Source organism: Crenothrix sp. (assembly GCF_043729335.1).
In the GTDB taxonomy this organism is placed as follows: domain Bacteria; phylum Pseudomonadota; class Gammaproteobacteria; order Methylococcales; family Methylomonadaceae; genus Crenothrix.
The window spans coordinates 63047-88047 of record NZ_JAYTLQ010000013.1; the positions used below are offsets into that span (position 1 = coordinate 63047).

General features: G+C 42.0%; 25 protein-coding genes. 17 read left to right on the plus strand and 8 right to left on the minus strand.

The window, feature by feature from the left end:
• Positions 1-124 precede the first annotated feature (124 nt).
• From ACHZC4_RS04030 to rpoE, 3 genes are all read right to left on the minus strand, one after another.
• Positions 125-1546: a DegQ family serine endoprotease gene (locus ACHZC4_RS04030; RefSeq protein ID WP_394752515.1), complete on the minus strand. Its 1422-nt coding sequence runs from the start codon at positions 1544-1546 to the stop codon at positions 125-127.
• Positions 1547-2047: 501 nt separating this feature from the next.
• Positions 2048-2599, minus strand: a complete 552-nt coding sequence (locus ACHZC4_RS04035; protein WP_394752516.1) for a sigma-E factor negative regulatory protein — start codon at positions 2597-2599, stop codon at positions 2048-2050.
• 12 nt (positions 2600-2611) lie between these two features.
• Positions 2612-3202, minus strand: a complete 591-nt coding sequence (rpoE, locus tag ACHZC4_RS04040; protein ID WP_394752518.1) for an RNA polymerase sigma factor RpoE — start codon at positions 3200-3202, stop codon at positions 2612-2614.
• A gap of 143 nt (positions 3203-3345) precedes the next feature.
• Between rpoE and nadB the strand changes: the two genes are divergently transcribed.
• The 17 genes from nadB (at position 3346) to ACHZC4_RS04125 (ending at position 19736) form a co-directional block, all read left to right on the plus strand.
• Positions 3346-4947 carry an L-aspartate oxidase gene (gene nadB, locus ACHZC4_RS04045; RefSeq protein WP_394752520.1) on the plus strand — a complete coding sequence of 534 codons (1602 nt, stop codon included), beginning with the start codon at positions 3346-3348 and terminating at the stop codon, positions 4945-4947.
• A gap of 6 nt (positions 4948-4953) precedes the next feature.
• Complete coding sequence (locus tag ACHZC4_RS04050) at positions 4954-5121, plus strand: hypothetical protein (RefSeq protein ID WP_394752521.1); 168 nt, start codon at positions 4954-4956, stop codon at positions 5119-5121.
• Positions 5122-5245: 124 nt separating this feature from the next.
• Entirely contained in the window at positions 5246-5476 is a 231-nt protein-coding gene (locus ACHZC4_RS04055; protein ID WP_394752522.1) for an OadG family protein, read from the plus strand.
• Between the two features lie 35 nt (positions 5477-5511).
• Entirely contained in the window at positions 5512-7299 is a 1788-nt protein-coding gene (gene oadA, locus ACHZC4_RS04060) for a sodium-extruding oxaloacetate decarboxylase subunit alpha (protein ID WP_394752524.1), read from the plus strand.
• A 22-nt stretch (positions 7300-7321) separates the two neighbouring features.
• A complete protein-coding gene (locus tag ACHZC4_RS04065; RefSeq protein ID WP_394752526.1) occupies positions 7322-8449 on the plus strand; it encodes a sodium ion-translocating decarboxylase subunit beta in 1128 nt (375 codons plus the stop codon).
• Positions 8450-8549: 100 nt separating this feature from the next.
• A complete protein-coding gene (locus ACHZC4_RS04070; RefSeq protein ID WP_394752527.1) occupies positions 8550-10034 on the plus strand; it encodes a lipopolysaccharide biosynthesis protein in 1485 nt (494 codons plus the stop codon).
• A 186-nt stretch (positions 10035-10220) separates the two neighbouring features.
• Positions 10221-11270, plus strand: a complete 1050-nt coding sequence (locus ACHZC4_RS04075; RefSeq protein ID WP_394752528.1) for an AI-2E family transporter — start codon at positions 10221-10223, stop codon at positions 11268-11270.
• A 617-nt stretch (positions 11271-11887) separates the two neighbouring features.
• Positions 11888-12358, plus strand: coding sequence for a hypothetical protein (locus ACHZC4_RS04080; protein ID WP_394752530.1), 471 nt, complete (start codon positions 11888-11890; stop codon positions 12356-12358).
• Between the two features lie 46 nt (positions 12359-12404).
• Positions 12405-12890, plus strand: coding sequence for a 2Fe-2S iron-sulfur cluster-binding protein (locus ACHZC4_RS04085; RefSeq protein WP_394752531.1), 486 nt, complete (start codon positions 12405-12407; stop codon positions 12888-12890).
• A gap of 103 nt (positions 12891-12993) precedes the next feature.
• Entirely contained in the window at positions 12994-13653 is a 660-nt protein-coding gene (locus ACHZC4_RS04090) for a V4R domain-containing protein (protein ID WP_394752532.1), read from the plus strand.
• A 26-nt stretch (positions 13654-13679) separates the two neighbouring features.
• Positions 13680-14801, plus strand: coding sequence for a hypothetical protein (locus ACHZC4_RS04095; protein ID WP_394752534.1), 1122 nt, complete (start codon positions 13680-13682; stop codon positions 14799-14801).
• A 56-nt stretch (positions 14802-14857) separates the two neighbouring features.
• The gene (locus ACHZC4_RS04100) at positions 14858-15463 is read left to right on the plus strand and encodes a hypothetical protein (RefSeq protein WP_394752535.1); all 606 of its coding nucleotides are present in this window, start codon (positions 14858-14860) and stop codon (positions 15461-15463) included.
• 10 nt (positions 15464-15473) lie between these two features.
• Positions 15474-16160: a hypothetical protein gene (locus ACHZC4_RS04105; RefSeq protein WP_394752537.1), complete on the plus strand. Its 687-nt coding sequence runs from the start codon at positions 15474-15476 to the stop codon at positions 16158-16160.
• Positions 16129-17898, plus strand: a complete 1770-nt coding sequence (locus tag ACHZC4_RS04110; RefSeq protein WP_394752540.1) for a serine/threonine-protein kinase — start codon at positions 16129-16131, stop codon at positions 17896-17898. Before ACHZC4_RS04105 ends, ACHZC4_RS04110 begins: the two co-directional genes overlap by 32 nt.
• A gap of 1 nt (position 17899) precedes the next feature.
• On the plus strand, positions 17900-18505 hold the full coding sequence (locus tag ACHZC4_RS04115; RefSeq protein WP_394752543.1) for a hypothetical protein: 606 nt from the start codon (positions 17900-17902) through the stop codon (positions 18503-18505).
• 2 nt (positions 18506-18507) lie between these two features.
• On the plus strand, positions 18508-19035 hold the full coding sequence (locus tag ACHZC4_RS04120; protein ID WP_394752546.1) for a hypothetical protein: 528 nt from the start codon (positions 18508-18510) through the stop codon (positions 19033-19035).
• Between the two features lie 11 nt (positions 19036-19046).
• Positions 19047-19736 (plus strand): hypothetical protein, encoded by a 690-nt coding sequence (locus tag ACHZC4_RS04125; RefSeq protein ID WP_394752550.1) that lies wholly within the window; start codon positions 19047-19049, stop codon positions 19734-19736.
• A 22-nt stretch (positions 19737-19758) separates the two neighbouring features.
• Here ACHZC4_RS04125 and ACHZC4_RS04130 read toward each other — a convergent pair whose 3' ends face one another.
• From ACHZC4_RS04130 to ACHZC4_RS04150, 5 genes are all read right to left on the minus strand, one after another.
• Entirely contained in the window at positions 19759-20886 is a 1128-nt protein-coding gene (locus tag ACHZC4_RS04130; protein ID WP_394752552.1) for an aminotransferase class V-fold PLP-dependent enzyme, read from the minus strand.
• A 324-nt stretch (positions 20887-21210) separates the two neighbouring features.
• Positions 21211-22176, minus strand: a complete 966-nt coding sequence (egtD, locus tag ACHZC4_RS04135; protein WP_394752555.1) for an L-histidine N(alpha)-methyltransferase — start codon at positions 22174-22176, stop codon at positions 21211-21213.
• Entirely contained in the window at positions 22173-23411 is a 1239-nt protein-coding gene (egtB, locus tag ACHZC4_RS04140) for an ergothioneine biosynthesis protein EgtB (protein ID WP_394752557.1), read from the minus strand. The genes egtD and egtB overlap by 4 nt, the downstream gene beginning before the upstream one ends.
• Before the next feature lie 11 nt (positions 23412-23422).
• Positions 23423-23779, minus strand: coding sequence for a VOC family protein (locus ACHZC4_RS04145; protein ID WP_394752559.1), 357 nt, complete (start codon positions 23777-23779; stop codon positions 23423-23425).
• A gap of 253 nt (positions 23780-24032) precedes the next feature.
• A complete protein-coding gene (locus tag ACHZC4_RS04150; RefSeq protein WP_394752560.1) occupies positions 24033-24896 on the minus strand; it encodes a hypothetical protein in 864 nt (287 codons plus the stop codon).
• Positions 24897-25001: the final 105 nt, after the last annotated feature.

The following is a 25001-nucleotide window of genomic DNA, read 5'->3' on the forward strand; positions in this document are numbered from 1 at the left end:
ATCAATTGCCTGAATTAGGTACAAAAAGTTGCGGGTCGGAGCAGTGCAAAATTTGAGTGCTCATGCACCTTACCGTTAAAGTAAGATACATGAGCGTATAACGGGTAATTCAGAGTTATACAGCTTATTTAGCGATTTTTAACGCCAGGAATATCGGACTACCGCGGCGTTGCACTAAAAGTGCTACCGATTTACCCGCATCAAACTTCTTAATCATTTTATTAAAGTCATCAACATCAGCAATAACAGTATTTTGAATACGTAAAATAATATCACCCCGCATAATGCCAGCATCTCTTGCAGCACCTTTGGTGACATCTTGAACTAACACACCGCCATTGATATTCTGCAAGGCTTCTCTTTGCTCAGGTGTTAAATCGCTAACGCTGATACCTAGTTTATTGGTGGGCTTTTTTTCTACTTTGCTTTCAATTATTTTTTCATCTTGCTCAGGTAATAAGCCCACTTTAAAGTCAACTTTTTCAGTATCGCCTTGCCTAATAATGGTTAAAGTCGCTGACTCGTTAATAGGGGTCACACCCACCATTGGCGGTAGATCACCAGACTTTTCAATTTGTTGGCCGTTAAATTCGGTAATAATATCGCCAATTTGCAAACCGGCTTTTTCAGCGGGGCTGCTAGGTAATATTTTAGAAACTAACGCGCCTTGCGGTCTTTTCATGCCAAATGATTCAGCCAATTGCCTTGTGACATCCTGGATTTGTACGCCTAACCAGCCATGCGATGCTTTACCGTGGGATTTAATCTGATTGACAACATTCATAGCGATATCCATAGGAATGGAGAAAGATAACCCCATAAATCCCCCGGTGCGGCTATAAATTTGCGAATTTATGCCGACAACTTCGCCTTTCATATTAAAGAGAGGGCCACCGGAGTTTCCGGGGTTTATCGCGACATCGGTTTGAATGAAGGGCACATAGTTGCCGCCGGGTAAGCTGCGTCCTTTGGCGCTGACGATACCCGCAGTTGCCGATTGTTCAAATCCAAAAGGTGAACCGATGGCTAAAACCCATTCCCCAACCTGAAGTTGAGCAGGAGAGCCTATTTTTACTACCGGTAAGCCCGTTGCATCCACTTTTAGCAAAGCGATATCGGTACGGGCATCAGAACCAATTAATTTAGCGATTAATTCTCTTCTGTCAGTCAACCTCACCATAATTTCCGAGGCATCTTTAACGACATGGTGATTGGTTAAAATAAAGCCATCAGGAGAAATAATAAAGCCAGAGCCTAGTGATTGCATTTCTTCAGGACCAAGCCCCCCACCGCCTCCGCCGCCGGGTGCGCCATTAGGGTTTTCCAGGAAATGTTTAAATAACTCTTCCATTTCAGGCGGGATACCTTCAGGTAGTTGTTGCCTTAGCCCTGCATCCACCTCAGGTGCAGCCTTTTGCGTTGTGCTGATATTGACTATCGCCGTACCATTCGCTTTTACCATTTGGGTAAAATCGGGCAAATCGGCAATTGTCGGTTCAGAGAACAAAATAACCAGAAAAAAACACCAACTTAGCTTTTTAAGCATAAATTCCTCATCTACAAGCAGTGATAATATAAATATAAATGTTACACAGGTAACGCACGCAGAAGCTCTAATCTTCTTCTACAGTATAATGCTGATTTATTAATAGGGTCGATACATTTCAAGGCTATCTATTTAAGGGGGGCAGTTTCCCATGTTGTTGTAATTTATTAATCCCTGTCCCCGAAGAAATAATTGTTTTCTTTTATATTTGGAATATTCATTTTTAGTCCACCGTCTGTTTTTTGCGATAGGTCGTAAAAAATAACACCAATGAAAATTTTATTATGCGGGGGCGGTGATTGCTATGATTCCGAGTTTAATGTCGGTTTTTAGGAGTAAAGAAAAGTTTATTGAATTAGCGTGATTTGGATTAAGAGTGTTGATTTTAAATAATACAGTCTAACAATTTCCTGCAATCAGCAAACGGTATTTTTACACATTTGCAGATTGCAGTAGAGATGTTAATCTCTCATTTTATCGTTTGGCAAATTGTTGGATTGGCTATTTTTGACCATAAGCTGTTATGTTTGCAATGGAAGCGGCATTGTCACTACCGGCAACAGTTGTATTTTTCGGGTGAGCTTGCAGATAATCATTTATTTGCGCATTGAGTGGCATTAATTCAGCATGCGGCAATTGCTTAATAACATTTTCCGACCTTTTTTGCGTCTGCTGCGCTAGGCTGATACCGGAAGATGCTTTCATTTGGGCGCCATTTATACGGGTAACGTCTTTTGGTAAAATTACGGCAACAAGGGCAGCGGAAGCGACCAAGGCCAATATTTTGTGTTGGGGTTTGAATTTAGCCTGCTTACGTTGGGGTAAAAAGTAAACAGCATCGTGTTCAATTTCTTGATGAATGCGATCTAAAAAATCAGCTCTGGGCGCTATATAAGTTTCTGTTTTTAGCGCATGACCGATGGCTTCATAACGTAAAAATGTGTTGCGTAATTCGCCGTCAAGCGTCATTTGTCTCATCAATATTAACGCCTCGTCAGCTGCAAGCTCGTTATCAAGAAACTGAGAAATTTTTTCATGGGTATGTTCGTGCATTAAAAATCACCGCTAATCAAGCAAAGGGTTTAACTTACTATCGATCGCTTCACGCGCTCTAAAAAGGCGCGATCGTACCGTGCCTACAGGACAATCCATTGTTTCAGCAATTTCCTCGTAACTCATACCCTCAAATTCGCGCAGCATGATGGCTATGCGCATATCCTCAGGTAATTTTTCTATTGCTGTCTTAATTGTGTCGACTATCTCCTGGCTTATTAATAAGCGTTCAGGTGTTTCCATACCTTGCAGTTGAGGCGCATTTTCACTGGCTTCTGCATCTTGGATGTCGACTTCATAATCAGAACTACGCCGTGTTCGCGCCACTAAATAATTTTTAGCGGTATTAATGGCGATACGGTATAGCCACGTATAAAAAGCAGAGTCCCCCCTAAAGCTACCTAATGCTCTATAAGCTTTAATAAAGGCTTCTTGTGCTACATCTTGGGCTTCGCTGGGATCTTTAACGTAACGATTAACCAGTTGAATAATTCTGTGTTGGTATTTTAGTACTAACAGATCATAGGACTTTTTATCCCCCTGTTGCACTTTTAACACTAGGTCTTCGTCGAGCTGTTCACTTTTTTTACTGTAACTATTCACGATTATCTTTTCATATTTAGAGAGACAGAATTAAATTGCAGAAGTTCTATCGAGACAAAAAAAAATTGCTATCAATTTAAAAAGCTTTATTATCCATGAACTAGTGTAACTAAGCCACAAGCGTGGTGGTAATTTTTGTTTTTATGCCTTCTTTGACACATTACGATATTCTGATTATTGGCAGCGGTGCGGCGGGCTTAAGTTTAGCGCTTAAACTTGCTGAATATGACACACGCGTTGCGGTTTTATCCAAGTTCGCTTTAACAGCAGGCAGTACACATTATGCGCAAGGCGGCATATCGGCCGTTTTTGATGCCGATGATTCGATTGAATCGCATATTGAAGATACGCTTAATGCCGGTGCAGGGCTGTGTGATCCAGAAATAGTGCGGCTGACCGTGACTCAAGGTAAGGCTTCTATCGATTGGTTACGCCAGCAAGGCGTCAATTTTACCGAAGAACATACCCAGTCCGGTGAAACAAAGCTGCATTTAACCCGAGAAGGCGGACATTCGCATCGCCGGGTGGTACATGCGGCGGATGCAACCGGTAAAGCGGTTTCTCTCTCGCTGATTGAACGCGCCCGCGAGCATAGCAATATTGATTTACTGGAAGATCATAACGCAGTTGAGTTAATTACTTCTGAGCCCACAGATGGCGCTGAGATAAGGGTGTTGGGCGCTTATGTTTTGGATAATGAACACCAACACGTTAAAACGTTAGCTGCGCGTGTTGTGGTTTTGGCCACAGGCGGTGCCAGCAAGGTTTATCTTTACAGTACTAATCCACAGAGTTCAACAGGTGACGGCATTGCCTTGGCGTGGCGTGCAGGCTGTCGTGTCAGTAATATGGAATTCATGCAGTTCCATCCTACTTGTCTTTATGATCCTAAAGGCAGTTCGTTTTTAATTAGCGAGGCGTTGCGAGGGGAGGGCGCTAAATTAATTTTACCGGACGGCTCGCCTTTTATGCAGCATTTTGATGCCAGAGGCGAATTGGCACCGAGAGATATTGTTGCCCGCGCTATTGATCATGAAATGAAAAAACGCGGTATAGATTGTGTTTATTTGGACATCAGTTATAAACCAGAAGCGTTTATTCGTGAACATTTCCCCATGATTTACCAGCAATGCTTGGAATTTGGTATAGACATTACCAAGCAACCTATTCCCGTAGTGCCTGCCGCACACTATACCTGTGGCGGCGTACTCACAGACAGCCATGCGCGTACTGATATTGCTAATTTATATGCGGTTGGCGAGGTTGCTAGTACCGGATTGCATGGTGCTAACCGCATGGCCAGTAATTCATTGCTTGAATGCCTGGTATTTGCAGAAAGAGCCAGTGAGGATATTTTACGAAAGCTTCCTTCCATTTTACCTATTGGTGACATTGCCGATTGGGATGAATCTCAGGTCAGTGATTCTGACGAAGAGGTGGTGGTATCCCACAATTGGAATGAATTGCGTCACTTTATGTGGGATTACGTGGGCATCGTCAGAACTGACAAGCGCTTGCACCGCGCCATGAGCCGCATAGAATTGCTTCAAAAAGAAATTGCGGAATATTACGGTAACTTTCGGGTCACCAGTGATTTGCTGGAGTTGCGTAACTTAGTGATTGTTGCTGAGTTAATCGTGCGTTGTGCCCAGTTACGTAAAGAGAGTAGGGGGCTGCATTATACCTTGGACTATCCAGAGCTGGATAACAGTAAGCCACCGCAGAATACGATCTTGATACCTTAACGGCTGATGAGTTTTAGCGATTTAGGGTTTAACTGGCTTCACCAACAGGTTTTTTCAATTTTTAGTGGCGCTAAAAATCAAAATAGCGGCTTCATATTACCTTTGCTTGGTATTTCAATTGCTTATATTGTCCAATTAACTTGGTTGCTTGCGTTTACCGTTGAGTGGCCGTAAAACAAAGTCTCCGACAATCTACACTTCAGGGGACACTTGTGATGTTTAGTTTGTTTAGAAGTCGAATTTTATGGATAATGTGTTCATAAATTCAAGTATTTTAAGTGTTATCAAGGTCGAAGCAATGACAGAAGAATTAAGCCTTGGGCTGGAATTAATGTTTGTCGGAATGGGTATTGTGTTTTTGTTTTTAGCTATGCTGGTCGTTGCTATTAATGTCATGTCTGCGTTAGTACAGCGGTTTTTTCCTGAAGCGCCTGTGCCGTCCAATCCTATACTTTCCACTAGCCTTGATAAAAGCGTTGTTGCCGCTATTACTGCCGCAATACATCAACACCGAAATAGACATAAGTAAAAATACCCACGCGGTTTTTTGGAGAAATGGAAAGAATGGCCAACGATAAAAAAAAGCCTTTAGCAATCACTGAAGTTGTCTTGCGGGATGCGCATCAATCAATATTAGCGACGCGAGTGCGTGTTGAAGACATGCTGCCCATTTGTGAAAAGCTCGATCAAATTGGCTATTGGTCTATTGAATCATGGGGTGGGGCTACTTTTGATGCCTGTATTCGTTACTTAGGTGAAGACCCCTGGGAAAGATTACGTTTATTAAAAGCGGCCATGCCCAATACGCCTCAGCAAATGTTGTTGCGCGGACAAAATATTTTAGGTTACCGGCATTATGCCGATGATGTAGTCGACAAGTTTGTTGAGCGTTGCGTAATTAACGGCATAGATGTGTTTCGTATCTTTGATGCCATGAATGATATGCGTAATATCGAACACGCTGTTAAAGCCGTGTTAACTACCGATGCTCATGCGCAAGGCACCATGTCTTATACCACTAGCCCAGTACATACTATTGATATGTGGGTGAGTTTAGGTAAGCAAATTGAAGATATGGGCGCACACTCCATTTGCATTAAAGATATGGCGGGTTTGCTGAAGCCTTATGAAGCCTTTGAATTAATCAGTCGCTTGAAAAAAAGTACCAGCATTCCTATTCAGTTGCACAGCCACGCCACCACCGGATTGAGTGTCGCGACTTTAATTAAGGCCGCTGAAGCGGGTATTGATAATGTCGATACCGCTATTTCATCACTGAGCATGACATACGGCCACAGCGCCACAGAAACTATTGTCGCGGCGCTTGAAGATACTGGGCGTGCAACAGGCCTGGATTTAATTAAGCTGGAAGAAATTGCCTCTTACTTTAGAGAAATACGTAAAAAATACGCGGAGTTTGAAGGCAGCCTGAAAGGCGTGGACAGTCGAATTTTGGTGTCACAAGTGCCGGGCGGCATGCTTACCAATATGGAAAGCCAGCTGAAAGAGCAAGGCGCCAGTGATAAATTTGATGAAGTGCTTAAAGAAATTCCGCGTGTACGGGAAGATTTAGGCTTTATTCCACTGGTCACGCCAACTTCACAAATAGTCGGTTCGCAAGCCGTTATAAATGTAATGAATGGCGAGCGCTATAAAACCATTACCAAAGAAACCGCCGGCGTTTTAAAAGGCGAATACGGTGCAACACCTGCGCCTGTCAATAAAGCGCTGCAAGATAAAGTGTTAGCGGGTGAGCAAGCCATTACCTGTCGCCCTGCCGATCTTATTGCGCCGGAAATGGATAAATTGATTGCCGATGTTCAAGAAAAAGCCCAGGCCGAAGGCGTTAAGCTTACTGGTCATCCGGAAGAAGATGCGTTAATTAACGGCATGTTTGCCCAGGTAGGCTGGAAGTTTTTGGCTAATCGAGGCAATCCTTCTGCCTTTGAACCTATGCCGAGCACTGAAATAGCGGCTGCACCTGCCAAAATCAATAGTCTTGCTGCGGATAATGCTACCGAAAGCTATGCTGTTAATGTGGATGGCAGAATTTACAATGTATCGGTTGGGCCGAGTAATGGCGCTTTAAATATTCAAGCCGCTCCTGCCGTGCTTAATACCAGTACGCCGGCGATTGCTAGCGGCGCGGTTATTTATGCGCCGATGGCCGGTAATATTCTAAAAATTATGGTTAATATTGGTAGCTTCGTGGCTGAAGGTGAAGTGGTCGTGGTTATGGAAGCGATGAAAATGGAAACCGAAGTACGCTCCAAATATGCGGGTATCGTCAGTGCTGTCCATATCAAGGAGGGCGGTGCAGTTGCAGGCGGTAATGCTTTAGTGTCCTTATAAATACAGAAAAATAAAAAAAATCATGGAAAACTTAATTTTACTTTGGCATAGCACCGGCATTTATAATTTTACCAGTGGACAGGTATTTATGATGCTGGTTGGTTTTTTGTTATTATTTCTCGCTATTAAAAAAGACTTTGAACCGCTATTATTATTGCCGATTGGTTTTGGCGCCGTTTTGAGCAATATTCCTATTGCCGGTATCGCAGAAGAAGGTGGCATACTTTATTATTTATATTTTGGTATTAAATCCGGCATATTTCCGTTACTCATTTTTATGGGGGTAGGCGCTATGACCGATTTTGGCCCCATGATAGCTAATCCAAAAACTTTGTTATTAGGTGCTGCTGCGCAATTTGGTATTTTTGCGTCGTTATTGGGGGCATTGGCGCTTAATGTAGTGCCGGGTTTAGAGTTCTCCTTAAAAGATGCCGCTGCCATCGGTATTATTGGCGGTGCAGATGGGCCTACGGCTATTTATGTGGCCTCAAAACTTGCGCCTGATTTATTGGGTGCCATTGCAGTAGCAGCCTATTCTTACATGGCTTTAGTACCTTTAATTCAACCACCCATCATGCGGGCTTTGACTACAGAAGCGGAACGCAAGATTGAAATGAAGCAAATGCGTGCCGTCAGCAAGACCGAAAAAATTGTTTTCCCGCTCATGCTATTGGTACTTTCCACACTGTTGTTACCTTCGTCTACACCCTTAATCGGTATGTTTGCACTCGGTAATTTAATGAATGCTTGTGGTGTGGTTGAACGCTTAAGCCAAACGGCGCAAAACGAACTAATCAATATTGTCACTATTTTTCTAGGGCTGTCGGTGGGTTCTAAATTAAGTGCGCACGCGTTTTTGCAAATGGAAACCCTGGGTATTTTGGCGCTGGGCGCTGTTGCGTTTGCCATTGGCACCGCAGCGGGCGTGATTATGGCCAAAATTATGAACCGCTTTAGCACAACGTTAATTAATCCATTGATTGGCGCAGCCGGTGTGTCGGCAGTACCTATGGCGGCGCGAGTAGCTAATAAAATCGGTTTGGAAAGTAATCCGCATAATTTCTTGCTCATGCACGCGATGGGACCGAATGTTGCCGGTGTTATTGGGTCTGCGGTGGCTGCGGGTGTGTTGTTAAACTTGGTTAAGTAGTTATTGTCAGTGGGGGCGGTGTTTTAAGCCTTTGTACTTGTCTATATAATTAATATTTTGTTTAGCCTTATCTTCACAACATCAAGAGTATAACCGCACCATGAGCATCATCAGAAAGCTGGTATCTCAAACAGCGGTATATGGCCTGAGCAGTATATTTGGGCGCTTTCTTAACTATCTCCTTGTTCCACTGGTTACCTACCATTATTCCGCAGCGGAGTACGGCGTAGTCTCCGAGTTTTACGCGTACGCCGGATTTTTCTCGGTATTTTTGTTATTTGGCTTTGAAACCGGCTATTTTCGATTCAGAGACAAAGAAAATACCGGTAAAGATACTGCCTATTCAACCGCGTTAATCTTCGTTGTTTTAGTTAATATTGGTTTCTTTCTGGCCATATTGGCAATTAATAGCCGATTATCACCGGCGCTCAATTACGCCGATCACCCTGAATACGTCTTGTATTTCACTGTTATATTAATTCTCGATGCGATTGCAGCGATACCGTTTGCGCGCTTACGTGCAGAGAATAAGGCGCTACGTTTTGCCGGTGTCAAAATTTGTGAGATTCTGATTACCGTATTGCTTAGCCTATTTTTCATTATTTATTGGCCTAAACTTTATTCGCAATACCCAGATTTTTGGCTCAGTAAGCTATATCGGCCAGAAATTGGTATAGGTTATGTGTTTATTGCCAATTTGATTGCCAGTATCTGTAAGTTTGCACTGTTATCCCCGCAACTTCTCAATATTCGCTGGGGATTTGATCGTGCGCTGTTTGCACGCATGTGGCGTTATTCCTTGCCCATGGTGTTTATTGGTTTTACTGGCATCATTGATGAAATGCTGGGGCGTGTTCTACTTAAACACTTATTGCCTTACGACTTGAAAACCAATATGCAGATGCTGGGTATTTACAGCGCCTGTTACAAGCTGTCCATTTTAATGTCATTGTTTATACAGGCGTTCCGGTATGCGGCAGAACCGTTTTTCTTTTCCTATGCTGATAAAAGCGATGCCAGGGTTATTTACGCGAAAGTCTTGAAATTCTTTGTGATTTTCTGCATGTTCATTTTCTTGCTGGTCACTTTGTATATTGATTTTTTCAAATACTTTCTGGGCAAGGATTTTCGCAGTGGCCTGAATGTAGTGCCGATTCTGTTGTTGGCCAATTTGTTTTTAGGGATCTACGTTAACTTGTCGATATGGTACAAGCTTACCGATAAAACCCTACTGGGTGCAGTTGTGTCCTTTTTAGGTGCAGTACTCACGATAGTATTGAATATTATTTGGATACCTCATTACGGGTATGTGGGTTCGTCGTGTGCAACATTGCTGTGTTATGCCAGTATGGCGGTTATGTCGTATCTATTGGGGCGTAAATATTATCCGGTTAATTACGATGTGGTTCGGGTACTGACTTACATCGGGCTAGGGGTAGACTTGTATCTGGGGCAGCAATTGTTGTTGCAGAAGGTCAATTGGGCACCTTGGATATCGGCGAGTATGATGATGGCCGTTTATCTATTAATAGTCGCATTATTTGAAACGCGGACGCGTATATCGACTAAAACCCAAACGGTTTAAGATTAGCTAACGGGTATTTTCCTGTTCTATTTATTAACAATTCAATATACAGTGTTTTCATATCAGGTGAATAACATTAATTATTAGTAGTGGAATACAAACCTAGGTTTGTATTCCCTCGAATATAGCTAATCGATACTGAAAACGCTGTAACTATTTAGCCTCGTATATTATTCAACAAACACTATGATAAATAATCAGGAAGTTAGGGCGCGTCTTATTGGCGGTTTTGTTTTATTGTTACTGGGCGCTTGGGTTTTACACAGTTTTTTGGCATTATTGATTTGGGCGGTAGTGCTGGCAATCACCACTTGGCCTATTTATCGACGCTTATTAAATGCGTCTCAATTTCACGGTAACGTCACCTGGGTAGCTTTAGGCTTAACGCTGCTGATGGGTGCTGTTATTTTAGTGCCTTTAGGGTATGGATTCAGTCGATTGATTGACGAAGCGCAATCTTTGGGTCAGTTGGCTATTGATATTAAAAATACCGGTATCCCCGTCCCAACATGGTTAAAAGCATTGCCGGTGTTAGGGGATTGGGCGAGCGGCTTTTGGATGAAAAGTGTCGGCAGTCCTGCGGCAGCTGAAGAGTCGCTGCATTGGTTGAGCACTGGCGGGGCTATCACTTATACCAAAAGTTTTGCTAGCCAACTGATGCACCGGTTTTTGGGGTTTTTACTGACTTTGGTAGTATTGTTTTTTGTATATCGACACGGTGATAGCTTAGGGCGACAAATTTTGGCTATCAGTCGAAAATTGTTCGGTGAAACCGGCATTCATTACGCCACACATGCGGCTGCCGCTGTGCGTGCCACAGTGAATGGATTGGTATTGGTCGGTTTAGGAGAAGGCCTGTTGCTGGGGGTAGGGTATGCGTTTGCAGGTTTTAGCCACCCTGCCATTTTGGGTGCATTGACCGGCGTCTTCGCGATGATTCCGTTTGCCGCCAAGTTAATTGTGCTGTCTTGTGTACTGGTGTTAGTGGCAGAAGGTAGCATGGGCGCAGGGGTTGCCTTGGCTATTTTTGGGGTGGTTGTTATTTTACTGGCAGATAACTATGTACGCCCGCTATTAATTGGCGGCTCCGTACAATTGCCTTTTATATGGACGCTGCTGGGTATTTTTGGCGGCCTTGAAAACTTTGGTTTACTGGGTTTGTTTTTAGGCCCTACGTTAATGGCAGTGTTGATGTCTATTTGGCGGGATTGGACTGAGGATATGAATAAGCATTGATGGTTCCAGTGTGGGAACTTGAGAAATCCTGTGTCGATGGGAGCAAACAGAATTAGTAGAAAAGCTACAAACACTTTCGAAGGCTAAACTGGCTGAAGTTTTCGACTTAACACAGCCTTGGGTTAATCGCCTATTAATAGGGTTATAAACAAGATAAGATTTGCGCAGAATCTTTCTTGGTTTTCCTGATATACAACTCCTCACTGTTCATAGCTGACTTAACTCTTTCACCAAGAGTTTTCCTAATGTCTGATAAAAATCGCCGTGGATCCATCGGGGCGATATTCGTTGGTTCTTGCCTTTAATTCCCTCAACTCGCTGCAAATACTGGATTACCAAGCAACAGGTAATCTAGCCAAAAAGTCTATTCATCCCCTAACATCGTTTTAGCCACTAACAGGCAGCCTGTAAATTTCGATTTACAATTGACCACAAAAATGTCGCTACTGACTTGAAAAAAACCAAGGTCTCGTCTACTTTTATTCTTAATAGGCTATTCTAAAAAAACATAGGTTTTTTCTATTGAAAATGGTCGGGGCAATATACGGTTTTGAAATATAATGATCATAATATATTGATTTTAAATAACTATTATTTGGTTTTATTCATGGTGATATATGAAATCTATATTCAGTAGTCAGCATGCGAATGTGGAAAAAACCAAAATTGCTAGCGTTGGAATGCCTGATGAACAGGTCGAAGGTTTTAAAAAACTCTTGGCAAATTGTCAAAAAAATCTGAATAGTAAGTGGTTATATACCAGTAATTACGATGCGAATGAAACCATAAATACAATGGGTTCGCACATTGATGCGGAATATTTACTTATAGATATTGATGATGAGCTGGGCAAACGTGTTTGGTATTTTTTAGCCGCGATAAGAGATGTTAATAAAACCATAGCGGTCACTAGTAAGCCCTGGAATACCGACGCACAATTCGTAATTAGTAAGCCGTTATCTGATAAAGCTATTGAACCCACTAGCGTCAATGCCGTATTTAATAAAATTGATTCTAATGTTATTCCTGTGAATAAAAGCCCTAAAAAATCGGCTTGGCAGACGTGGTATCAATCGAAGATAGGCTAAATGTATATTTAAACATACCCTTAAAGTTAGAGCTCATTGAGGCTAAATGAAAATAAAATTTAACGCTGAAGGTCTGCAAACAATAGATGTCAGTTCGCAATCGCGATTATTGGATGCTTTGCTGTCCCGTGATGTGGGAGTAAAAATGCTTTGCGGTGGCCGAGGTCTGTGCGCGACCTGCCATGTTTATGTTGTTAAGAACCCTGAGCATTTAACGCCACCAACCTCTAAAGAATCTTTAACGTTAGCGGTTTTGACAGGAGCCAGAGCGAACAGCCGCTTAGCCTGCCAAGCCCATGTTATCGGTGATGACATTGAACTTGCCTTCCCGGAAGGATTATATATCGATTCTTTCGAATCTTTAGAGCAACTGATTGGGCAGCGCACTCAAGTGCCGATTCTGCATCCTGTAACCGGCGATATTCTTGTTGCGGCCAATAAAATTATTATCCGCACCATTGTGGAAGAATTGAAAAACCTGGATTTTGAAATATCAAAAGTTAAATATACCGATGCTAAAAATCAACACTAAAGCCTTTATGTGCGTAAGCAACAAAAAGACAGTGTGCAACCTGCAAACTGTTATTACAGATCTTTAGAAACCGAACTACATTAAAAATAAAGAGAGGCACAATATGGCTATAAGTGTTGTTGAAGGTGGTTTTGATGGTTACCACAATTATTATGTTCCAGAAGAGTTTTTCACGGCTGACCCTGAAAAAGGCGCGTTGTATCTGCGTGATGGCGAAAGAGCGGCCAAGGTAAGCGAATCGTTTATTAATGGCTTACATTTAGGCATGGAAGAGGAGGTCGGTGATTCGGCTGGACTTCTCATGTACCGTTGCGGTCATCAATGGGCGCTTCGTGATATGAAACGCTTCAGTGAACGCATGCGCCATGAATTTGGCGGCGGCAAAACCGATATTTGGCAAATGAACAGACGTTTTGTTTTGGAAACCTGGTGGTGGCCGCTGATTATTCAAGGTTTTGGTGATTGGCGCTTAAATACCAGCTTTGAAAATCATGGTTTAATTGTCGTCGAGCTAAGAAATTCTGCTATTGCCCAATCCATGGAGCTAGCCGGCAAACCGGTATGTCACATGTATGCAGGCTTATTTGCCGGCGTATTCTCTTTTCTGGACAAAGCGGAAAGAGGCGGTATTGAAATTCAATGCTATGCCATGGGCAATGATGTCTGCAAGTTTCTTATAGGCAGTCAAAAACAAGTGAATGCGGTTGAGTTTTGGCGCAAAGAAGGCGCTAATGCCAAAGAAATTATGGAAAAACTTCTTTAATTATTAAGACATAGGCATAAAGCATCATGACGCAATATTATACCTCTGCTCAGTTAGCTTTTTTCCGATCTGCATTGGCATTATTGGCAAACAGCGTAGAACAAGGTGGCCAAGTCATTTCTAAGGATATCTCTTCAGTCGATACTGGAAATATCGACCAGAAATCATCCCATGTAATTTTTGACGAAACCGATGCCAAGGCTTCGCTAAAAATTGATGCTTACGCAACAACGCAAAGCGTTCCATCTTCAATCGAACCGAATGAACCTAAAGTCAAACATATTTTTTCTGGACTCGGCTGGTTTTCAAAAAAGAAAGACGTAAGTTCCGATCAATCTAGCAAGCTAGTCGTTGGTGTTGAAGAACAAGGGGTCGTTAATCATGTCAGCAATGTCGTTGAAATAACAAGCCGTGAGCATCCCAAAGAGATTCATCTATCAACGGTAGATACTCGAATCACTCGTAGTTTTTTTTCAGAATTACCCTGGGCAGCTCAAGTTATAGGCCAGAAAGTTGAGTCTATTGCTGATACTTTAGGTGCAACAGACGTGCAGTCACCAATAACTCAGATTAGTTCTGCGCTGAGCCATAGTGGTCTTTCTGCTAGAAGCTTTTTTGAAGAATTGCCTTGGATACAGCCGCCGGTTAGAAGCCCTCTCTCACCCAGTATTACAAGTCCACAGCCGTACATCGCAACCCCTAAGAATGTTGTTGATTTAAATCTGACTAATCTTGCTGACAGCGCCGCTACAGGTATATATGGGCAGACTGCAAAAAGTTTTTTTTCCGACATGCCTTGGTTACATGCCAATGTCATTCGGGTTAATGGCCAGCACACTGAGCTTAGTGCGAATCAAGATAAGCCCGATCATCAAACCGATCTCTTTGCAGCCTCACAAATTTTTGAACTAAACCAACCGGTAGGCCGTTATTTTCAGTCTTTACCGTGGCAAGATAAACCTATTGTGGCAATCGCTGCCTTTCAAGGGGTTGCAGATAGGGGTAATGATGACATCGCCAGTATTTTTTCAGCAGCGAGTCAGTCTGCTTTGCTGGCCGCCCAAAAATCTCACTTGCTTAATAGCCAGCAGGGCAATAAGAAAATCGATACATTTTTTAGTTCGTTACCCTGGGATGGCCCGCGTTAAAAATTGTTACCAAGCACACAACGAATCATTTATAGCATTTAATTAGGAATAAACTTATGAGTACAGCTGAAACAGAGATGAGATCAAAACTCAGAGATGATGCTCGGATAAGAAGTCTTTTCTTGACGGCGGAAAGCAGGCATCTTACGGCAGAGGAGTTTAACCAATACAGTATGTTGGCTCCACAGTTCAAAAGCCGGGAAGTCGCTGCCCGTGAAATAATGGACGTTCAACTAGCGGTTGTGTCCAAAACGGTTAAACAGATTTTTTCCATGTATCCTTATCCAAAACACCATGAAAACGCTTTGGAAAAGGCGCTCAGGGATATTGGTTATGTCAGCGTTTATGCAACCCACAGCATGCTGCAAGATGATCCTGATTGGTTTCGGGATAAGCTGTTAATTTGGTTAAAAACTATTTTGCAGTCCTTTTCTTATCCCGCACGTGAAGAAACAGATCCGACAACTGCTGCAGCACGTCAGCCGTTGCCCCATCCGGAAATAACAGAACATGCCGATACTATCCCTCCTAAAGGTCGGCGTTCAATTTACGAAACTTATTCACGGTTGATCGTCAACTATCAAGAAGTGCTTTCTCCACAGACATTTAACATGATTAGGCCCCATCTGCAGTTGGCCGTTGACATACTTTCATCAGACTGAGATCAATGCCATGAATACAACAAGCAATACTGTTTCAAATCCACAACACAGTGGGCAGCTGAGCACACAGGTTCTGGATAAACTCTTTGGCGACAGTTCGCTGAATTTTGATCTTAATAAAGGTACCGTTCTCAGTATTACCGATGTCAGAATTATCTATTTATCCTCTGATGTTATTCGCAGTATTTACGATGTTTTGAAATATGAAGCCGGGGATGCCTGGTCATTAATACTCAAAAACTGCGGTATTATTTGGGGGGAAAGAATCAGTGCCTCATTAGATAAAGAAGTGAATGTCGTTGCTCAGCAAAAGATGGGACAACTGAATGTTGACAGTTTTATTCAGTTGCTTGAGAGCTATTTTTCCAGTCATGGCTGGGGCAAAATGCAGTTTTATCTGGATGATGCTGAAACCCAGGGCATCATAAGAGCCAAGCTTAAAAACAGCTTGTTTGCAGAAACCTTAAAACACATCAATACCCCTGTTGAATTTATGATAGCCGGGATGTTGCAGGGTATATTCTCGACAATCAGTGGCCATGATTTAAGCTGCATACAAGTCAGCTATGAAACCACTGGCAGCGATTCCAGTGAGTTTTTGATCAGTGCTAAGGCGCGTATTGATACCTTAGAGCAATCCGGTTTTGCACATGAGTTAAGTCCTAATGAAGCCTTGGCAAGATTGCGTTTTACCTGATAATAGCCTTTTTCCAGAACAATACAGCGTCCTGGAAATTCTAAGCGAAAGCTCAGTCAGTAGCGTCTTGGTATGTTTTGACGAGCAATTGGCGTGTAAGGTGATTATCAAGTGTTTTAAGCAAACCATAAAAGGGGCTTATTTACGGGAAATAGGCGCCGTTTATGACTTAAGACATCCTCACTTGGTGCGTTGTTTAAATACTTTTCATCGCGCCGACGGGGATTCTTGTCTGGTTTATGAATATTTTCCGGATGGAAACCTGGCCGATTTTTTAGAGTCGACAGGGGTTTTAAGCATTGCGCTGGTTTTTCGCTGTTTGCACGATATTCTGCAAGCACTTATTTACCTGCATGGGTTTAACCGCATACATTGCGATATTAAGCCGGAAAATATTTTTTTGCGCTCCAACGCAGATGGCAATGTTGAGTTTGTTTTAGGCGATTTAGGTGCTGCCTGTTTTCTACGTGAAGCGCAAGAAGGCCGTCATGTTACAGGTACACCGGCTTATATCGCTCCTGAACGCATACGTAATCAGTTTTTTTTTAACAGTGATTTATACAGCTTGGGTGTGGTTGCTTTTGAATTATGTACAGGTTTTCGACCTTTCATAGGCAGCGTTGAAGAAATTACCCAGGCTAATTTATCCCAAATTCCTTCGTTGGAAATTATCGAATACTCACCTTTACGGGATTTGATCGATCATTTATTAACGAAATCGCCGCAAAAAAGACTCGAGAGCGCCAGTTTAGCGTGTTCATATTTAAAGAAATTACAAATTCAATATGACATCACGCGTTCAACACTAAAAACCACAGCATTACCGCAACAAGATAAAGCGAGCTGTTCCAGTGCTTTAAAACAAAACGGGCTTAAGCTGCAACAGTTAAATCTGTCCATTGACGATAATCTGTTGGCAGCGCACTGTTTTCATACCGCTGATCGGATGTTAATCGGTTTAACCTATTTAAACTATACCGATATCATCGACCCAAAATATCCCAATTCAGTAATAAAAACGCTAGTCCATACGCATTCGATTCAAGTGACTGGATCGGCATCGCTGGTTTATGCAACCCCAACGCGCATTCAACAATTTGATTTAGAGCGTATGGTTTCAACTACGCTCATAGAAAAAATCAACGGCTCTAAAAAGTTTTATTTTGATAACAATATTTTGTTATTTACCGATGATTTTAACGTTTCTTATTACGATTTAAGCCAGGACACTGACTTTTATTTTCGTTCATCTTCCTATCTATTTGATCCCAAAATAAGTGTGTTTGAGAATGGCGGCTTTTGTATGAGCGAAGGCATGGCTAACGAAAAATTGGTCAAACGGGACAGTAGCGGAACTATTTTATCCGAATGGCTACTGGATGGTCCTCTCGTTGCCATGACGCAACGCGTAGACCATTATCTTCTTGGCGCTTCCTTGAATGTTAAAGACCAAAATAAATATTCGATCTGGTGTTTTCAAGACTCACAAGAGACTAAAGCACAGGTTTTAGCTGAAAAAATAAAACAAATAAGTTGTGTAGCCAATACTATTTTTTGGTTAACGGAACACGCTGAATTATATTGCTGTGGCGCTGATCTTAAGCACAAAATAAGGGGAAGTTTCACCCAAACTACCACAAAATTTGCTGTGTCATTCGACGGTTTGTACATCGTCACAGTGGATTTTATTGAAGCAAATAAAACCATTATTACAATTTTTAATAACCAGGATTCATAAGATGGCCCTATCAAGATCCGTTCATTGTTTATTTTATTCGCACGTCTGGTCAATTTATCAACTCGAAGCATTAGGCTTGATAAAAGCCAAAAATCCATTGCTTGTGGAACTGTCAACAGAATCTAAGTTTGCCGCAGTTTTTGACCGAAGTGAACAGCGCCATAAAGGTCTCATAGAACTTTTACAGCCCAATGCGCAGCTGCACAAATTGGCTTATCGCGCCAAAAATATCAATACACCTATTATTTTAGCGCCTAATCCTAAGGCATCAGTCGATGCGCTGGTGGCGGCGCTTTCTGTGGTGGCAACTGTAGATAGCCCTGTAGATGATGTGACCGTGTTGATTCATATTAACGACGGTGCGCAGTTTGCCGATGCTTACTCGTTAATGAGTGATTTCTCAATTGTATGGGATGTGGCTGATTTTCCAAACGCAGCATTGCTGGCATTAACCGAATCATTGGTTAAAGATCAATGCCTAAGCAAAGATAAATGGAAGGGTTTTCATTTATTTAATCATCCCAACAGACAGTTACCCGAAAACAAAGTGCGTGAATCTATTTTGCGTGATTTACTCAATAATTTCCCCGTTCTGAGTCCTGTTTAGTTTTGTGTATTACCCCTAAATTATATATATCCAGTCTGCCGTCTTTACATGAGTTAGCGCGGTTTCATCATGTTACCCATGTCCAACATTGGATCAATGTGTCGGGAATAGATATTAACCAAATCTACCCGATGCCCGCCTTATCGGTATATTCCATTTCGCAATTTAATTTTGCGGATGTTTTTACTGATGGGAAAAAACTTGTGGATTTTTCAGAATTAAAACATATCCCTATTGAGGTTTATGAGAATGTTTCGGAACTGATACATCGATTAGCTTTATTAGCAGCCGTTAAAACGCTAATTACGCAATTTGAAAATCAGGTTCCAACCGGTATTTTTTGCCATCGCGGCTTGGCGCGCTCCCCGCTAGTGGCAGCGGCGGCTATCAATTATGTCCATAACGAGTCTTTGTTTCAGTCTATAGCCAGGGTACAAAAACTACATCCACCGGCTTACTTCACAGACGTCAGTATTTCTGCCTTGTTATGGTGTAAAGAGCAATTACAAGATCCGACCAGCATTGAGTAATCAAAAAAACTATGGCTTTTCACTACTTAATAGAAAAAACGGCCTCTATTTTTGCGGCCTGTCCTTATCAAAAAATTGCTTTACCTGATCAATTTTCCAAAATTGAACACACGGAGCAGGAAGGGGTTTTAACACTGGAGAATCATTTTTTCCAAATTTCTGACTGGGGCCAATTGCGCATTGCTCATACGCATGCGCCAAAAATCAATATTATTGCGGTATTTTTTTTCCCCGAATACACCTATCAATTACCGGTATACAGCATGGAATTTGTCATGTTGGGTCAAAAACCCATTATTGCGCTTATGGACACCGCATGTTTAATTGAGCAAATGTCAGTAACAAGGTTAGTCAAAAAAATTATGGATTCAGCACATGCTGCCTACCCTGAATTTAGCCAGCAAGAGACTATGCCATTATGGTTTGAGGAATGTCGATCAGGTGATGAGTTCTTCATCCGCCCTAATGACATCAATGCGTTTGCTACGCTAGGAGAGACACATTTGTCTTTGATTGAAAGTTTGACCAATTTGTTTAAATCGGCTGAAATTTTTGATAAAAAACAAGCTCAAGTACATAAAACTTACTTGGAAAACTACAAAATACACCATAAAGTTAATTCACCGGGTATTCGGTTAATGAACCGTAGTTTTGGTGAACAATGGACGAACACCTATTTAACGGATTATTTATTTGCCTAATACCATTGCTGTGGATTTTGGGCTAAGCGGTTATTTTCGCAAATAACGCTAAAGCCTCAGCCATTTCTTCTTGAGTATTATAAAAATGGGGAGAAAATCTTATACCGCCGCCGCGTAAGGCGCAAACCACTCCATTTTTCTGTAAATACTTATAGACATCATCATTGCCAATAGTGTTATGTTTAAAGGTAACAATGCCCGATTTAAGTAACTTTCGTGGTTGAGACAATAAAGTCAGCTGGGTGTTTTTATTAATTTCTTCGATTAAATAATCTGATTTTTCAATAACCAAGGTTTCGATAGTCGGCATTCCCATTTCCAGCAACAAAGACAGGCTGGCAGAAAAGGCATGAATACCGAGCATGTTTGGACTGCCGCATTCAAAGCGTCGCGCACTAGGGTGGACTTCCCACGGTTGGTTTTCATAATTATGAATATCTTTCATCATGTGCCAGCCGTACTGCGTTAAGCTTAATTTATCTCTGGCTTCAGGTGTTGTGTAAAAAACCGCCAGACCTTCAGGGCCGAACATCCATTTGTGCCCATCGGCCATAACAAAATCTGCCTGACAGGCCTGTACATCAAATTGAACAGCACCCAGGCTTTGAATGGCATCAATACAAAATAAAATATTATGGCGTTTGCAAAATGCGCCTATTTTTTCCAAATCCATACGTAGCCCAGAAGCAAATTGTATGGAACTTAGGGTTAATAAGCGGGTGTGGTTATCCACTAAGGCAAATAAGGCCTCTTCAGGTGTTTTGGCACTGTTTAGATCAGCTTGGCGAAACTCTACGCCTTGCGTTTTTAAAGATTCCCACGGCAACCTGTTGGAGGGGAATTCTTCACTACTGGAGACAATATTGTCGCCGTTATGCCAATCCAAACCATAGGCAACAAAAGATAAGGCTTCTGAGGTATTTTTGACCAAGGCGATGTCATCTGCCGAGGGGGCATTTAATAAACTCTGTAATTGTGTGCGACATTCAGATTCCTTTTCCAGCCATTCCGAGTAAAAATAAGAGCCAAAAAGCGTATTTTGCTCGGCAAATTTGCTGACTGCTGTGCTGGTTCTTTGCGGCCAAGGCGCTATGGCCGCATGATTAAGGTAAATTAATTGCTCAGATAAGGGGAATTCTGGGTGTCTCATAGCAATGATCTGTATCTCGGTGAAAATAATTTTGATTAACCATCATTAAAACATACAGCGTCTTCATATCAGGTAAATAACCTTAATTATTAGTAGTGGAGTACAAACCTAGGTTTGTATTCCCTCGAATATAACTAATCGATACTGAAAACGTAATCATTCAGTCTCCCTCTTTGAAAAAGAGGGGTTAGGGGAGATTTTTAAAATGAATCCCCCTCGATCGGGAGGTGAATACTTACCTGAAAACGCTGTAGGCGTTTATTAACACCGAAAAATCCCTTAAAATTTCAATCCAATTTACCCCCCCCCATTACGGTATTTGCTTTAATACGCCTCAAGAAAGTAAATACTGAAAAAATCATTATCATCTGACCATATTTGCCGATGCTTGAAGCCTGCGGCATTGGCTAAATTTATAAATTCATCCGGACTGTATTTATAAGAATTTTCGGTGTGGATACGCTCATCTTTTGTAAAACTGAAAGCTTGCCCAAAAATAGTAATTTCCTGATCTTCCAAGCTGACTAGGTGCATCTCAATTCGCCCCAGCTTATCGTTGTAATAAGCATAATGCTCAAACTTAGCATGATTAAAGTTACCATCCAGTTCATTGTTAATGCGGCTTAGCAGGTTAAGATTGAACTGTGCGGTAATACCTGCTGAATCATTGTAAGCGGCGTTCAAGGTTGCATGTTCTTTTTTGCGGTCAATCCCCACCAGCAATCCACCGTTTTTATCTATTAACCGGTGAATTCCAGCCAGAAAGTATTGGACGTCGAGGGGATCAAAATTACCTAAACTGGAACCTGGGATAAAAACCACACGCCGACCTTGTGGCACACCTTTCGGCAAAACCATTTTGTGGGTAAAATCAAGGCAGGTTGCATAAATAGGTAACCAGGGAAATTTTTCACCTAAATCATAAGCCGATTGCTGAAGAAAATCGCCTGAAATATCCATAGGCACATAGGCGGCTGGGATAACACTGTCCAGTAGTAATTGCACTTTCTCGCAGCTGCCGCTACCCGGTTCAATCAATATGGCGCCAGGCTGAATCAGCTCGGCAAACTCGTTCGCATGTTTTTGTAGCAATTCTCTTTCGATGCTGGGAATGTAATATTCGGGTTGCTCGAGAATGGCTTCAAAAAGTTTGGAACCGCTTTCATCATAAAAAAATTTAGGCGAAATTTGCTTTCTTTTGCGAGAAAGCCCATCAAATACCGCTTGGCGAAAACTTTCAACTTGAGGTTGAAAATCGTGGAAACTGATTTTTTTTCTGAGTGCGTTCATAAATCCTCTGCTAATCGGATACCGGCAAATTGCCAGCGATCATGTGGATAAAAAAAGTTACGGTACGTCGGTCGGATGTGATCTAAAGGGGTAACGCAGGAACCTCCGCGTAATACCCATTGGTTACACATAAACTTGCCATTGTATTCACCCATGCTACCGGGTAAGGCTTTAAAACGTGGATAGGCAGTATAAGGAGAAGCTGTCCATTCCCATAATGAGCCATAATATTGGCCTACACCGGCTTGCGGATGAAAAACGCTGTTGTCGCTAAAATGTCCTTGTAGTGGAGTTTCCAGCAATTTGCCTTCCAGCTCTGCTTCAGACGGCAGGCGTTTTCCGGCCCAATGGGCAAAAGCATCGGCTTCGTAATAACTGATATGAGCCACAGGTGCTGTAGGATTTAAAGCTTCAAGGCCATATAAAGTAAATTCATACCATTGGTTTTCCTGTTTTTGCCAATAAAGCGGCGACTGCCATTGGTTTTTTTGAATATGATGCCAACCATCTGCCAGCCATAGTTCAGGGCGTTGATAAGCGTTATCATCGATAAAATTCTGATATTCGGCATTAGTGATTAACCGAGAACTTAAACGGTGTGCATCCAGCCAGACTTTATGCCGAGAACGTTCGTTGTCAAAAGCAAAGCTGTCTGCATCAGAGCCAATGCTTACCAAACCTTCCTGCCGATCTTCCCAGTTTAATGTTGAGAAAACATAAATGCTTTGTTCTGGGCGTTGCAGATAAGCTGGCCGTAAAGGGTTGCTCCACAAGTTGTGTTTGATATCCATAAACAGCAGTTCTTGATGTTGCTGTTCATGGTTTAGCCCTAAAATAACCCTGGAAGCCACTTCGGGCCATTGATTTTCAGCGCTATTTGCAAGTAAATCCAGCATGCGCTTATCTATCTCTGCACGATAATTGTAAACTTGCTCAACAGTGGGGCGGGACAGTACGCCACGTTCCGCGCGTGCGTGCATACTGCCAATAGTTTGGTAGTAAGAGTTAAACAAATAGTTATAACTTTCGTTAACTGCTTGGTAGTCAGGTAGAAAATTTTTAAGCAAGAAAGTTTCAAAAAACCAGGTTACGTGCGCCAAATGCCATTTAGGCGGACTGGTTTCAGCGATGCTTTGAGTTTGATAATCGTCTGGATACAAGGGCGCACAGATGGCTTCCGATGCTTTTCGAACGCGCTGGTAAAACTCAATTAATGCTGGCCGAGAAATTAACATTATATTTAGTATTACTTAGCTATATTCGGATCAAGTGCCTCGGCAAACGCAATGCTATTGCCATCCGGATCTTTAATCATTACTGCTTTTACCTTATCATTGTTCATTTGTGGGCCAGGATCAATACCAAGATTCTTGAGCGCAGTAATTTGCTCGCTCAGATTGTTTACACTGAAAGTTACGGAACTTGAACCCATGCGCTCTTTGTTTTGATAGACTTGTATCCAGCCACCGAGCTCAAATTTCCATTCAGCAACCTCAGGCATGGGCATAGAGTCTGCCTGGCAACCAAACAACTTTTCATACCATTTTATAGATAAACTCAGGTCTTTTACGGCTACGCTAGCGAGAGCATTTTTAATTAGCATGAGGTTTCCTGCTGCATTTGAAAATTAAATCAATTATTTGTGACACCCAGGGGCAATTAATGTACTTTTAAATTTATCTGCCATTATTACCTTGGCTTTCATTCACTTGATTACTTCTATGAGCATACAATACGCTTATGAGATTTTATCTCTGTACGGTATCGCACTTAAAATGTCATCTAAAAATAGCAATCTAGGTAATAGGTTCATCTGCAAGCTGTCAGTTCATATTGGTTGGCATTCAGTCATTGGTTTAATTGTTTAATAAACGATCCATGGCCGCAATACCGGCATTGCCTAACACATCTTCATCTAGGCTTAACGGGCTATGTAAAAAAACTTCGCCTAAATTGGCACTGACTATGCGCGTTGAAACAAGCTTGATAGCTTCGTCCAACGTTTTGCAACTTTCCGCATAAATAACGCGATGCGTGGTTTCAGTGTCGGAATTGGTTTCCTGGCGCAGCCAACGTTCAAAAAATTGTTTGCTGATCTGCTTATAGCGCGGCTGATGGCCACCGCAGATAACCAAAAACATCTCTGCGCATTGTTCAGTATCGCCAACGATTAATTTAATGGCCGACATAGCTGCCATTAACTGGGTAATTTCATCATCAGCGGCTTCCGCCAGTAGCTTTTGAAAATTAGGCTTAAGATGGCGAGCAAAGTCTTTTACCGCGTCATAAGCTAATACACCACTGTTCACAGAAACAGACTCTGCAAGTTCATCTAAAGCGCATCGAATAGGATCGGTATACACATTTAAAGCATCCAGAATATCAGAGAGTGCCGCCAGTTGTTCTTTAATGGCGGATAGGCTGTGCAAGTCGCTGGGGGATCGGGCTACAATGAAGTAGATTGCAAGCGGAATGTGGCTTAAGGCTTTAAGTTCGTGATAGCGGTCTGTATTGATTTGATAAACATGTTCCTGGTTAGCTAATACTAAAACCAAGCGATCATCCAGCCTTATTGCAACGGGTATTTCACCGGTAGCTATTTTTTGCTGCGCTAGATTTTGCCAATGCTGATATTCTTGATGAAATAGCTGATTCAACTGACCTAAGGGCGAGCTGGTAGGTTTATCAGCAGTATCTTGCAATTCAAGGGGCTGTGTCATTTTGATGAGTAAAGCTTAAGGACTATCATTTATAAAAGACTTATTTGGATAAGCCCTAGAGGGTATATTTTAAAATTGAATGTCTTAGTAAAATAGCTAAGAATT